This window comes from Mesorhizobium sp. P160219 (assembly GCF_057786095.1).
In genome coordinates this window covers 3,080,639-3,093,229 of the sequence record NZ_JBYNWG010000001.1, presented here as the reverse complement: position 1 = coordinate 3,093,229, position 12,591 = coordinate 3,080,639, and the positions used below count along the sequence as shown (strand labels likewise).

The following is a 12,591-nucleotide window of genomic DNA, read 5'->3' as shown; positions in this document are numbered from 1 at the left end:
GGGGTCAACAGGCGAGATTCGATTGGCCAGACGAAAATAGCGCGCGATTGCCGGGATTCGAGTGGCCTGCGAGAAAAGAACGGCTGCTGCCATTTGATCGGGACAGCGGCGTCACCGGCGCTCAGCTCTCATGGAAATGATTGTAGACGAGCTTGGCGACCTGCTCTGAAATACCGTCGACCTTGACCAGATCCTCGACTGCCGCGCGGCTGACCGCCTTGGCAGTGCCGAAGGCCAGCAGCAGCGCGCGCTTGCGGCCGGGACCGATGCCGGCGATCTCGTCGAGCGGGCTCTTGACCAATTCCTTCTTCCGCCGCGCGCGGTGCGAACCGATGGCGAAGCGATGCACCTCGTCGCGCAGCCGCTGGACGAAATAGAGCACGGGATCCCTCACGGGGAGCGAAAACGAGTCCCTGCCTCTGACGAAAAAACGCTCGCGGCCGGCATCGCGGTCCTGGCCCTTGGCGATGCCGATGGCCGCCACGCGATCCTCGATGCCGAGGTCGGCGAGGATCTTGCGCACCGCGCTCATCTGGCCCTGGCCGCCATCGATCAGGATGACGTCCGGCCAGGCCGGGAAGCTGCCGGAGATGTCTTCCTCGATGTCGTCGCCTGCTCCACCGGCTGCCGCGTCGTCGGGAACGACATCGCCATGTTCCTTCAGCAGCCGCGAAAAGCGCCGTTCCATCACCTCGCGCATCATGCCGAAATCGTCACCGGGCGTGATCTCGGTCGAGCGGATGTTGAATTTGCGGTACTGGTTCTTCACAAACCCTTCCGGCCCCGCAACGACCATGGCGCCAACGGCGTTGGTGCCCATAATGTGCGAATTGTCGTAGACCTCGATGCGCACCGGCGGCTTCGGCAGGCCGAAGGTCTCGGCAAAGCCGGCGAGCAGCCGGCCTTGCGTGGAGGTTTCGGCCAGGCGGCGGCCGAGCGCCTCGCGGGCATTCTGCAGCGCGTTGTCGGTCAAATCCTTCTTCTCGCCGCGCTGCGGCACCGAGATCGACACTTTACGGCCGGCGCGGGTGGACAGCGCTTCGGCCAACAGTTCCTGATCCTGGACGCCTCGCGACAGAAGGATGTTCCGTGGCGTCGGCTTGTCGTCATAGAACTGCGCCAGGAACGAGCCCAGCACTTCCGCCCCCTCCAGTGCCGGATCGGCCTTGGGGAAATAGGCGCGGTTGCCCCAGTTCTGGCCGGTGCGGAAGAAAAACACCTGGATACAGACCTGGCCGCCCTCCTGATGGATGGCAAAGACATCGGCCTCGTCGACCGTGGCCGGGTTGATGCCCTGATGGCTCTGCACATGGGACAGTGCAGCCAACCGGTCGCGATAAATGGCGGCGCGTTCGAAATCGAGCTCCTGCGAGGCCTGCTGCATGGCGGCAGAGATTTCGGTCTTCACCTTCTGGCTGCGGCCCGACAGAAAATCCTTCGCCTCGCTGACCAGCTCGGCATAGTCGCTATGCGAGATCTCCCCGGTACATGGACCGGCACAGCGCTTGATCTGGTAGAGCAGGCACGGCCGGGTGCGGTTTTCGTAAAAGGAGTTGGTGCAGCTCCTGAGCAGGAAGGCGCGCTGCAGCGAATTGATGGTGCGCCCGACCGCGCCGGCCGACGCAAAAGGTCCGAAATAGTCGCCCTTGCGCGAGCGCGCACCGCGATGCTTGTAGATGCCGGGCGAGACGTGATCGCCGGTCAACAGGATGTAAGGGAACGACTTGTCGTCCCGCATCAGCACATTGAAACGCGGCCGCAAACGCTTGATGAGATTGGCCTCGAGCAGCAGCGCTTCGATTTCGGTGCGGGTGACGACGAACTCCATCGTCGATGTCTCGCGCACCATGCGGCCGATGCGGGCGGTGTGGAACCGGCCTTGCGCGTAGTTGGTCACCCGCTTCTTCAGGCTGCGCGCCTTGCCGACATAAAGCACGTCGCCGGCAGCGTTCATCATGCGGTAGACGCCGGGCGCATTGGGCAGCCGCTTGACCAATGTCTGGATGACCTCGGCGCCGACCATGCCGTCGGCGTCGCCGGCATGCGGCGCCCAGTCTATCGCTGTGAAGGCGACATCGGGCCCGGTGGCCTCGGGCTCGACGATCTCCTCGACCGCTTCATCCTGAAGGTTGATCTCGGGCGGCATATCGTCGGCGGCGCCGGCGCGCGTCTTGTGTTTCTGGTCTGCGGGACTCATTCCACCATGCCTGTCACATCCGGCGTCTGCCATGCAAGATGCTGGCCGCCGTCAAGCGCGATCATCTGGCCGGTCACCGAGCGCGCATCCCAGAGATAGCGGATGGTGGCGCCGAATTCGGCCAATTGCGGGCCGCGCTCCAGAATCAGGCCATCGACCTGCTTCTGGAAATCATGATCTTCCTGGCGCGTATTCTTCAGCGTCGGACCGGGACCGATGGCGTTGACGCGGATGCGCGGACCGAGCGCCTGTGCCAGCATTTCGGTCTGCGTCCACAAGGCCGACTTCGACAGCGCATAGGAGAAATAGCGCGGCGTCGGCCGCCAGACGCGCTGGTCGATGATGTTGACGATCAGCCCCTCCTGCCCTGGCGGCAAGGCGCGGGCGAAGTTTTGCGCCAACAGCGCCGGCGTCTTCACATGGATGGCGAAGTGAAGGTCCCATGCCGCCCAGTCGAAGTCCTCGACGCTATCGTCGACGAACAGCGACGCATTGTTGACAAGAAGCGTGACCGGGCCGAGCGCTGCCGCGGCGCGGCCGACGAGATCGCCAACCGCATCCATGTCGGTCAGATCGGCGGCTACCGCGCCGGCGCGGCCGCCTCCGTCCCTGATGTTCGCAGCCAGCGCGTCGGCCTCGGCGGTCGAGCGGTTGGCGTGGATGGCGACGGCAAAACCGTGCGCGGCCAGATCCTCGACGATCGCCTTGCCGATCCGCTTCCCCCCGCCCGTCACCAGCGCCGTTCCGGCGGCTTCGATCATCTGTCAATCCTCAATCTGCGCCTCAATTCGGCTGGCGGCACATTGTGACGCGTCCAGGGGTTAAATGCCGTTTCCACCTGGGGCAGGAATGTGGCGAAACGGCTTTTTCGCCGCCGGCACCGCCCCGGATTCGGGTCGGCAGGACCGCAATATAGGACGCTGAACCCGTTGCACCAAGCCGAGTGCAGTGCAGCATCGCCTGCGTACTGACATTTCGCTGTTGCGAAGATGCAACGTCAAGCTTCGGCCTCATTCGTGCCGGGGAATGACCCATTTTCAGGTTCGCTGCCGCCGCATTTTGACACGACATTCGGAACCGTTGAGTGCCAGATCCGTTTCACCCCCCGGACGGGTTGATGGCGCTCAGGACAAACAAGCCTACGTGTCTTGTGGCTTAAGGAGTAAACAACAATGCAAACCAATCTCAAATTCGCGCCGCTCGCGGTTGCGCTCGGGCTCTTCGCCCTCAGCGGTACCGCTTTTGCTGCCGATGTCGTCTCGGAAGAACCACCGGCGCCGGCCCCGATCGCCGAGCTCCCCGTCGCTTCCTGGGCCGGCCCGTATGCCGGTCTCAGCGCCGGCTACGGCTTCAGCGGTCATGCCAAAGTCCAGGACGGCGGCCCCGACATCAAGACCAAGGGCTTTGTCGGCGGCGTTTTCGGCGGCTACCAGTGGCAGCAGGAAAACTTCGTGTACGGTGCTGAAGCCGATCTCGGCTACAATGGCGTCAAGGGTGACAGCGGCGGCGTCAATTCCAAGGGCGGCTTCGAAGGCTCTCTGCGCGCCCGTCTGGGTTACGCCGTGACCCCGGAAATCCTGCTCTACGGCACCGGCGGCGGCGCCCTGAAGAACCAGAAGGTCTCGGTCCCCGGCGACAGCGACAGCAACACCATGCTCGGCTGGACGGCCGGCGTCGGCACCGACATCAAGATCACCGACAATGTGTTCGGCCGTGTCGAGTACCGCTACACCGACTTCGGTTCCAAGAGCTTCGACAGTGTCGGCACCAAGGTCAAAGAGAGCGACAACCGCGTCACCTTCGGCGTCGGTATGAAGTTCTAACTGTCGTTCAAGCCACGACACAAGAAAGCCGGGCCTCGCGCCCGGCTTTTTTTGTTTCGCCCGTCAGGCCGGCACAGCCACCTTCAGCCCTGGAAACTTCTCATCGAAACGCGCTGCCCAGCGGGTCAGGCGGCCGCGGCCCTTTTCCCATTTGCCGGCGAAGCGCAGAGAGAGGTAGCCGAGGCAGGCACGCAACGCCAGCTGGCCAAGCGTGATCTTCTTCGGCAGCTTCGGCGGATTGGCGTTGAGGAAATCGAGTGCGGCGGTGATCTTGGTCCACTGGCGATCGAGCCAGGGTTGATAGACCATCTCCTCCGGACGCGTGCGCCGCTCATAGACCATCGACAGCGCGCAGTCGCATATGCCGTCGGCCAGCGCCTCCAGCACTTCGGCCTCGAGGCGCTTGTCGGCATTGCGCGGCAACAACAGGCTCTTCGAAGCGCGGTTGAGATGCTGAGTGATCGCGCGGCTGTCATGGATCGAGCGGCCGTCGTCGAGCACCAGCACCGGAATCTTGCCGAGAGGATTGGCTGACATCAGTTCAGCAGGCTTGTCCTCGGTCTTGACCGGCACGAGCTCGACGGCAATGCCGGCATGGAGTGCTGCCATGCGCACCTTGGAACTGTAGGGGGATGAGGACGCGTAGAGCAGCTTCGGCATGATCGGTTCCCTGTTTTCGGACGGCCAGTGCATGTCGCTCAAAAATGCGATTCCGGTCTTGAGAACGACGCACGTAAAACAAAGGTCTAGAGCGTGTCGCCTGAACCCCATCGAATGCGACCGCCTTAGTGTTGGCCGATCTTCCCTGAGGGAGCAACTGCCAGAAGGGCAAAACCAGGCGGCCAATCCGCCGACAATGAAATCGCCATGCATGTCTCACAGAAGTGGCGTCAATTTCGAGAGAACGACATGCATCAAAACAAGACCTAAATCACAACAAAAAAGCTCCCGGGAATCTGCCAGTCGGCAAAGTTCCCGGGAGCTTTGAGATGGACCGCTGTTACTTCTTCTTGGCGGCTGGCTTTTTGGCCGGTGCAGCCTTCTTCACAGCGGCCGTCGACTTGGCGGCGGCGGCCTTCATCGGAGCCTTGGCGGCGGGTTTTGCCGCTGCCTTGGCTGCCGGCTTCTTGGCGGCGGGCTTGGCTGCTGCCTTCGCAGCAGGCTTCGCCACAGCCTTGGCGGCCGGCTTCTTGGCGGCGGGTTTCGCTGCTGCCTTGGCGGCGGGTTTTGCTACTGCCTTAGCTGCCGGCTTTGCCGCTGCCTTGGCAGCCGGCTTTGCCGCTGCCTTCGGTGCTGCCTTCTTTACTGCTGCAGGTTTCGCGGCAGCTTTCGGTGCCGCTTTCTTTGCCGGCGCTTTCGCCGCCGGCGCCTTCGTCGTGGTCTTTGCCATGCGATGCCCCTTGCGTTTGTGCCGATGGCCGTGAGTGACCCGGCGAGCTAATGCATATCTGACTCGTGCGTATCTAGCCAGCGAAGCATTACATAGAATTTTGCAGATTAAGTTTCGGTTACGCTGAGAGCAAGATCGCAATGATCGGCACAGAAATCGGCAAAGAATCTTCCCGCTTCGCAGCGAACTATTGCGAGAGAAATCTCTGATATCGCGACTCACACGATCTTCTCGTCAAGCTCACATTGTCTTGCAACGCCGTCGATCTCACGCGGTCATCGGCGGCCTATCGGATGGCAACAATCATCGCACAGCAGAGGCTGATCTTGCTTCATCCCCACGGTTGCAGGAACAGCACTAAACTAAACGCGAGCTTTTTACTCGTATATCGAAAGTGGTTGGATGGAAGCCAGGAAAGACAGCACTTGAAGGGACAGCCTGTTGTGTCGGAGTTTCCCAGACGAGAAGGGAGATCGCCAGCTTCGGCGCAAGAGATGCCTAACGGAAATGGGAAACGAAGATCGGGGAATCCTCCTCCCAGGAAGCCGCGATCCCTTGGAAGCCAAGGGGTGCCGGCCCCTAAGCGCCAACCCTCTCGCGCACCTGCAGCCGGCGCGAAGGCTCGGCGTGGTGGAGGTGGACGGCAAACGTATCCCACGGCGGCGCAATTCCGATCTGCATCAGGATCCGCCCGATCTCGCCGCGGTGATAGCCGCCATGCGTGACGACATGTGTCAGCATTTCCTGGCGTGACATCATCGCCCTGTCGCCGTCGGTGAAGGTGAAAGGCACAGGCTCTGACATGAGCTTTGGCGAGACGGCTTCGATATAGTCGAGATACCAACGATCCATCGCAGCGACATCAGCGCTCAATTCATCGAGTGCCGGTGTGTCCTCGGTGTTGTCGGACGCATAGCCATGACGCGTGCCGGAAAGATGCGCGGCGAATATCTTCGATACGACAAGGTTGTGGTTGATGAGACCGGTCGCCGTGTGGCGCTGATCGATATGCTCCTGCTGGTCGAGGCCCGCAAGCTTCTCCAGCAATTCACCATTCGCCCAGGCTTGATAAACGAAGAGGTTGCGGAGCAAATCCAGCGCGTCCATGGTCTATATCCTTTGCAAAAAATGTGAGTATGTTATCTATATTCTTGGCTGCTGGAGCAGACATGTCTACTCGCATTGCAAAGCCGCGCTCACGCATGCGCAAGCAGCCGCGCCAGGCGCGTTCGAGAGCGACGGTCGAGGCGCTCATCGAAGCCGGTGCTCATGTTCTGAGCGCGCTCGGCTGGGCCGGCTTCACCACCAACAAGGTGGCCGATGCGGCCGGCGTCAGCATCGGCTCGCTCTATCAATATTTTCCCGACAAGCTGTCGCTGGTCGAAGCAATTCGCCGGCGACATTTCGATCAGGTGCTGTCGGTGATCGCCGAATCAGCAGAAGGCGACAAGCCGCTCAAGCGATTCGCGCAGGAGCTGGTGCGCGGCATGATCGATGCGCACAGCATCCATCCGACGCTGCATCAGGTGCTGCTCGACGAGGCGCCGGGCGATCGCGGCTCACGCGCCGCCCATGCCTCGTTCCAGTCGCGCTATCTGGATCACTACACGGCGGCGGTGGCGCAATATCGCAGGCGCAGAAAGGACAATGAGACCGTGGCCCGGGTGCTGTCCTCAGCGGTCGAGGGCGTCATCCACAATGCCGCGCGGCGAGACATGCTCGACTTGCCGGAACTGCAGAAGCAGTTGGTCGAGCTGATCTGCGCTTACGTATCTGGTGGGAAGGCGATGTGAGGCAGCGGCAGCAGTTCGGAGATTGGCGAAACCGGAGCGACATCAGATCTCCCCCTTGCGGGGAGATAGCAGGTTCAACGGCGGTTCTTATCCGACCTTAGCGCAGGACGCGGCAGCGGCCGTTGTAGACCATCCAGCGGTCGAAGCCCGAGACGCAGAATTCGACATTGTCGCCGATCGAGGCAAAACCCTGGCCTTCCTCGATCAAGTACCAGATGGTGCGGGCGCGGCCATCGGAAAGGCTGACGGTGGCGCCGCAATAGCGGCGGCCGATCGGCCATTCTTCGCTGGCCGGGAGATAGCGATGCTGGTGGATGCGTTGGAAATCGGTGATCGAAACATCCGGCAGATGCGGCACGTGATGCACCTGGTAGGAGAAGCGGCTGGAGATTTTGCTTAGCACCCAGGCCTCGCCGCAAACGCCGCTGTCCTCGTCGGAATAGACGGAAAGATCGGCGGCCTGCGCTGGCTGGCCGAGGGGTGCGGCCAGCGGCGTGCAAAGCGAAATCAGGGCAGCAAGAGCGGATTTGGCAAAGCGAGTCATGGCAGCCTCTCAAAGGTCGACTGCGCCCACTTTGCGGATTCGGCGGCGCGCGGTCAAGCGGTCGCCCTGACGATGGTTTCCCGCTCCGCAACCGGTTTTGCCGGTGCGAAGCTGCGAAACCACGTCCTGACCTTCGAAAAAGCTCGCCTTGCCCATTAGGAAAAGCGGCCTGCCCATGGCCGGCGGGCGCCGAAACCCGGTTCAGCCTTGCTTGGCGTCGCCCTGCGGTATGGCGGCCGGGTCCATCCACATCGCTTCCCAGACGTGGCCGTCAGGATCGGCCAGGCTGCGATTGTACATGAAGCCATAATCCTGTTGGGCGTTGATGTCGGCGGCGCCGCCATTTTTCGCCGCCGCCTCGTTCATCGCATCGACCGCCGCGCGGCTGTCGCAGGACACGGCAAGCATGACCTCGCTCGAGGTGGCCGGCGGGATGGGGCGATCGGTGAACTGACGCCATTTGGCGTGGGTGAGCAGCATGACGTTGATCGTTTCGCTCAGCACCATGCAGGCTGCGGTGTCGTCGGTGAAGTGCGGGTTGTTGTCGAAACCGAGAGCTTTGTAGAAGGCCATCGACGCAGCGAGGTCGGCGACGGGCAGGTTGACGAAGATCATACGGGGCATAGGGTCTCCTTGACAGTACACAGTTGAAACCGGACCGGCGTTGCGCCGGACCATCCTTCGATGCCTTCTCTCAAGGCACCGGTTTTGCTTTGCCGCGCAGCCTCTCGGTCTACACCTTCTGCATCGCTTCGACCTCTTCGATGAAGCCGAGCAAAACTGCATCTCGGCCACCGTGTATTTCTCCAGCAATGCGGCACCTGCCTCGAAGATCGGATGGTAGCAGCGCCGGACGAGTTCCTCGGTCTTATTGCCCGCCGCTGCCATAACCTTGCGCCTGTCACCGGGATCCGGCTGGCGGCTGACGAAGCCGCGCTTTTCCAGCCGGTCAATCAACGTCGTAGCCGCCGCCGGCGTGAGATTTGTCTCCCTCGCTACGACGTTTGCCGGCCGCGGGCCGTGACTGATCGCGCCGAGACAGCGGCGCTCGGCAGCGCTCAGCACATAGATTTCGGCAACGGTCCCATCGAACGTTTCAACGGCATCCTGCCAGCGCGACATCGCGAAGCCTATCGCGTTGACCAGTTCCTTTTTTGTCGATCTTGGCTTCGATTCGAAATCTAATAATTAGATATCTATCTATCTGATTCTGGGATTAGCGTCAACGCCAAGCCGATTAGATGTGCATCTCCATGGTTTCGGTTCGTTCAACACAACTGAGCATTCGCGGATGGCGCCACCGTCAAAACTTCTAGCGACTTTGTGTCTTTGCCGCGGGCGTCGCCCGCTGCGAAGCGTCGCTACCCCCCGGCCAGCCATTCCAGCGACCAGTGCGCCGGCTTTTCGACCGCCAGCAATCTGTGCAGGACCGGCAGCACGATGCGCAGTTCGCGCTCCAGCGTGAAGGGCGGGTTGACCACCACCATGCCGCTGCCGTCGAGGCTTGGTTCACGCGATGCCGGCCGGATCTCGAACTCGATGTCGAGCAGTTTTGGAACGCCGGATTGCTTGAGCGCCTTGCGGAAGGCGATGATCGCTTTGCGGTCCTTGATCGGATACCACAGCGCGTAGATGCCACCCGGCCAGCGCCTGTGCGCTTTCTGCATGCCATCGACCAGGCGGTCGAATTCGCCGGCTTCCTCGAACGGCGGATCGATCAAAACCAGGCCGCGCTTTTCCTTCGGCGGCAGATGCGCGCCAAGCGCCAGCCAGCCGTCGAGTTCGATCACCCTTGTCTGGAAATCGCCGGCAAACAGCGTCTTCAGCCTGGCGGCATCTGCGCCGTGCAGTTCGATCGCCGACAACCGGTCCTGCTTTCGCATGAGGTGCCTGGCGATCAATGGCGAGCCCGGATATTTCTTCACCCCGCCATCGGGATTGAGCGAACGCACCGCTTCAAGATAGGGGGCAAGCAGCGCAGCCGCCGATTTTTCGATCGGGGCGTGGATGAGGCGGCCGATGCCGCCTTGCCATTCGCCGGTCTTTTGCGCTTCCGCCGACGAAAGATCGTAGCGGCCAATGCCGGCATGAGTGTCGACGACACGGAACGCCTTGTCCTTCTGCTTCAGATAGTCGAGCAGAAGGCTGAGCACGACATGCTTGACGACGTCGGCGAAATTGCCGGCGTGATAGGCGTGACGGTAGTTCATGCCGCGCTCATGTCGAGGAGCCTCTGCCCCAACGCGGCGGTGGCGGCTTCGAGTTCGGGTTCTCCGGCCGGCGACCGCCGAAAGCCAGAGTAAGCAGGAAGCCGATCAGGCCGACGGCCATCAGCCCATAGCCAACCGGCCGTGCGCGTTGATCGATCTCACCGGCGCCGGAGCGCAGTATCAGATCCACTGCGCGTATCGGGATATCGTCGGCGTCGCCCAGGCCGGCGGTGAAGAGATAGGCGCCGGGACTGACGGTTTCGATCACGCCGGCCTCGTCGCGAAAGATCTTGTCGGGCAGTTGTGGGCTGACCTGGCGCGGATTGTCGGCGTGGTTGAATTGCAGCGTCGAGGCAAGCACCGTGCGGCCGGCTGTGGCGGCAGTCAGCGTCAGCACGGTGCGCTGCTGCGAGACAATGCGCTCGGCCTTTGCCGTCAGGTCGACCAGCACTCTGACCGGCGCGTCGCCAGCTTTCAGCGTCACCGTCACAGGCCTAAACCGTCCCTGGTCGTAGACGCGCCAGGCGCCGATCTCGTGGCCGGAGAAATTGCTCATGGCCCAGGGATAGACGAAGCCAATGGCGGCGCCGGCAAGCAGTATCAGGACAAACAGAAAGCGCATTGAGGAGATCCGGGTGTTCGACAGATTGCCAATAACGCCCTGAAGGCCAAAAAGCGATGGCTGACGCAGCGGAGCCACCTTTGTGGAGTCCGTTGGCGGCACGCAAGCCATGTGGCACTTATGGCGAATGAAGCCTTCCGCAGAAGCATTGACTCGTCTTTTCCAACCGATGCCGGTGGCTCATGCCCAATAACACCGTGCTGATCACCGGTGCCCGCGCGCCGGTGGCGCTGCACCTGGCGCGGCTGCTGCATGGCGCCGGTTGCCGGGTGATCCTGGCCGACAGCCCGGCCCGGCCGATCGCCGCAGCGAGCACGGCCTGCGCCGCCTACAATCGCCTGCCGCCGCCGCGCTTTGCCGCCGACGCCTATGCCAAGGCGGTGGAAGCGCTTGTCCGCGCGGAAGGCATCGAACTCGTTATCCCGACCTGCGAGGAAGTCTTTTATCTCGGTCGTCTCTGGCAGCACCGCGCCATGCCGGCCCGCCTCTTCGCACCCGAGATGGCGATGCTCGCCCGCGTTCACGACAAGCATGCCTTCATCCGGCTGGCGCAGAGCCTTGGGCTCGACGTGCCGGAAACGATACTGCTGCAAAGCGAGGCCGATCTCGACGGCGTTCGTGGCCAATCGCGCGAATTGGTGTTCAAACCTGTGTGGTCACGTTTTGCCCGTGACGTACTGCTGCGGCCATCGCCGGACGAACTCGACGCCGTCCGCCCCTCGCCCGCCGCTCCTTGGGTGGCGCAGCGCTACATCGCAGGTGAAGAGATCAGCGCCTATGCGGTGGCGGTCGAGGGTGAACTCAAAGCGCTGGCGCTCTACAGTTCGCTCTATCGCGCCGGCATGGGCGCCGGCATCTGTTTCGAGCCAGTCGGGGATGCGGCTGCCCGGCGCTTCGTCGAAACCTTCGTCGCCGGCGCCGGCTGGACCGGCCAGATCTCCTTCGACCTGATGCGCGAGAATAACGGCACGGTGCTGCCACTGGAGTGCAATCCGCGCGCCGTGAGCGGCCTGCACTTCTTTCGCGATCCGCGGCGCTTCGCCGACGCGGTCCTGGAGGATGGCGCCGAGGTGAAGCCCGACGTGACGGCGCCGCAGACGGTGAGGCTTGCGATGTGGATCTACGGGATGCCGGCGGCACTGCGCTCCGGTGGTCTCGGCAGCTTTCGCCAGGCGATGCACGATGCCGATGAGCTGCTCGACTGGCCGGGCGACCCCGCGCCGAAGCGGGCGCAGTGGCGCACGCTGGCCGAGATCGCCGGCACAGCACTGCGCCAGCGTATCAGCCTTCAGGCTGCGTCGACGCGCGATATCGAGTGGAATGGGCCGGAGCAGGACTAGTCGAGTTGAAGCGGAACTTCCCGTTTTCAGCTGAGTGCGTAAGTCCTGCTAAGGTTGCCTAAACGGGATTAACTGGCTTTGCGGACAATTGCAGGCCAAGCGCCTTGGTTACGCCCAGCAATGTACTGAGGCGCGGATCGCCCTTTTCGCTCAGCGCCTTGTAGAGTGCCTCTCGGGTCACGCCGGCGTCCTTCGCTATGCTTGTCATGCCGCGGGCGCGCGCGACAATGCCGAGGGCGTGCGCAATATAAGTCGCGTCCCCGGTCTCGAACGCATCAGCGAGCAGTTCGGCTTGAGACTCAGCATCATCAAGATATTCGGCGGCGTCGAATGGTGTGGTTCTGAGGGTCATATCAAACTTCCTTTGCCATTTTCCTGGCTTTTCCGATGTCCCTGTCCTGCGAGCCTTTGTCACCGCCGCAGAGCAGGATAATGACCGTGTTGCCGCGCCGGACGAAGTACACGCGGTATCCCGGACCGTAATCTACGCGCAATTCTCCTATGCCATCGAAGAACTTGGCATCTCCCAACAGCCCAGCCTGAACGCGGACAATCCGTTGGGTGATCTTCTTTACGGCGCGAATGTCCGTGAGCCCTCTGAGCCATTTTCGGAATTCGTCAGTGGATCGAACTTCGATCATCCGTGAACTATAATTTACAGCAGAACTGGAA

14 protein-coding genes are annotated in these 12,591 nt (G+C 62.2%); 3 read left to right on the top strand and 11 right to left on the bottom strand.

Annotation, left to right across the window (positions count from 1 at the left end; all coding sequences use genetic code 11):
- Nucleotides 1-121: 121 nt before the first annotated feature.
- Together uvrC and AC3EMP_RS14875 are read right to left on the bottom strand one after the other, a co-directional pair.
- On the bottom strand, nucleotides 122-2,197 hold the full coding sequence (gene uvrC, locus AC3EMP_RS14880) for an excinuclease ABC subunit UvrC (RefSeq protein WP_027048824.1): 2,076 nt from the start codon (nucleotides 2,195-2,197) through the stop codon (nucleotides 122-124).
- Entirely contained in the window at nucleotides 2,194-2,958 is a 765-nt protein-coding gene (locus AC3EMP_RS14875; RefSeq protein ID WP_023727332.1) for an SDR family oxidoreductase, read from the bottom strand. The genes uvrC and AC3EMP_RS14875 overlap by 4 nt, the downstream gene beginning before the upstream one ends.
- A gap of 411 nt (nucleotides 2,959-3,369) precedes the next feature.
- On the opposite strand from AC3EMP_RS14875, the gene AC3EMP_RS14870 reads away from it, so the two are divergent.
- A complete protein-coding gene (locus AC3EMP_RS14870; RefSeq protein ID WP_023673452.1) occupies nucleotides 3,370-4,020 on the top strand; it encodes an outer membrane protein in 651 nt (216 codons plus the stop codon).
- A 63-nt stretch (nucleotides 4,021-4,083) separates the two neighbouring features.
- On the opposite strand, the gene AC3EMP_RS14865 is transcribed toward AC3EMP_RS14870, so the two are convergent.
- The 3 genes from AC3EMP_RS14865 to AC3EMP_RS14855 form a co-directional block, all read right to left on the bottom strand.
- Nucleotides 4,084-4,680 carry a glutathione S-transferase family protein gene (locus AC3EMP_RS14865; protein ID WP_023689091.1) on the bottom strand — a complete coding sequence of 199 codons (597 nt, stop codon included), beginning with the start codon at nucleotides 4,678-4,680 and terminating at the stop codon, nucleotides 4,084-4,086.
- 340 nt (nucleotides 4,681-5,020) lie between these two features.
- Nucleotides 5,021-5,410, bottom strand: a complete 390-nt coding sequence (locus AC3EMP_RS14860) for a hypothetical protein (RefSeq protein WP_023673454.1) — start codon at nucleotides 5,408-5,410, stop codon at nucleotides 5,021-5,023.
- 579 nt (nucleotides 5,411-5,989) lie between these two features.
- Nucleotides 5,990-6,517, bottom strand: a complete 528-nt coding sequence (locus tag AC3EMP_RS14855) for a DinB family protein (RefSeq protein WP_352709986.1) — start codon at nucleotides 6,515-6,517, stop codon at nucleotides 5,990-5,992.
- Between the two features lie 62 nt (nucleotides 6,518-6,579).
- On the opposite strand from AC3EMP_RS14855, the gene AC3EMP_RS14850 reads away from it, so the two are divergent.
- A complete protein-coding gene (locus AC3EMP_RS14850) occupies nucleotides 6,580-7,203 on the top strand; it encodes a TetR family transcriptional regulator (protein ID WP_031202005.1) in 624 nt (207 codons plus the stop codon).
- 97 nt (nucleotides 7,204-7,300) lie between these two features.
- On the opposite strand, the gene AC3EMP_RS14845 is transcribed toward AC3EMP_RS14850, so the two are convergent.
- From AC3EMP_RS14845 to AC3EMP_RS14830, 4 genes are all read right to left on the bottom strand, one after another.
- Entirely contained in the window at nucleotides 7,301-7,747 is a 447-nt protein-coding gene (locus AC3EMP_RS14845; protein ID WP_023673457.1) for a hypothetical protein, read from the bottom strand.
- Between the two features lie 201 nt (nucleotides 7,748-7,948).
- A complete protein-coding gene (locus tag AC3EMP_RS14840; RefSeq protein WP_352907540.1) occupies nucleotides 7,949-8,869 on the bottom strand; it encodes a MarR family transcriptional regulator in 921 nt (306 codons plus the stop codon).
- Between the two features lie 239 nt (nucleotides 8,870-9,108).
- On the bottom strand, nucleotides 9,109-9,957 hold the full coding sequence (locus AC3EMP_RS14835) for a 23S rRNA (adenine(2030)-N(6))-methyltransferase RlmJ (protein WP_352709984.1): 849 nt from the start codon (nucleotides 9,955-9,957) through the stop codon (nucleotides 9,109-9,111).
- A gap of 7 nt (nucleotides 9,958-9,964) precedes the next feature.
- On the bottom strand, nucleotides 9,965-10,579 hold the full coding sequence (locus AC3EMP_RS14830) for a hypothetical protein (protein WP_023805656.1): 615 nt from the start codon (nucleotides 10,577-10,579) through the stop codon (nucleotides 9,965-9,967).
- Nucleotides 10,580-10,761: 182 nt separating this feature from the next.
- Here AC3EMP_RS14830 and AC3EMP_RS14825 point away from each other — a divergent pair, with 182 nt between their 5' ends.
- The gene (locus tag AC3EMP_RS14825) at nucleotides 10,762-11,919 is read left to right on the top strand and encodes an ATP-grasp domain-containing protein (protein WP_352709982.1); all 1,158 of its coding nucleotides are present in this window, start codon (nucleotides 10,762-10,764) and stop codon (nucleotides 11,917-11,919) included.
- A 58-nt stretch (nucleotides 11,920-11,977) separates the two neighbouring features.
- Here AC3EMP_RS14825 and AC3EMP_RS14820 read toward each other — a convergent pair whose 3' ends face one another.
- On the bottom strand, nucleotides 11,978-12,271 hold the full coding sequence (locus tag AC3EMP_RS14820; RefSeq protein ID WP_023672747.1) for an addiction module antidote protein: 294 nt from the start codon (nucleotides 12,269-12,271) through the stop codon (nucleotides 11,978-11,980).
- Between the two features lies 1 nt (nucleotide 12,272).
- Nucleotides 12,273-12,560, bottom strand: a complete 288-nt coding sequence (locus AC3EMP_RS14815) for a type II toxin-antitoxin system RelE/ParE family toxin (protein ID WP_023672746.1) — start codon at nucleotides 12,558-12,560, stop codon at nucleotides 12,273-12,275.
- Between the last annotated feature and the right edge of the window lie 31 nt (nucleotides 12,561-12,591).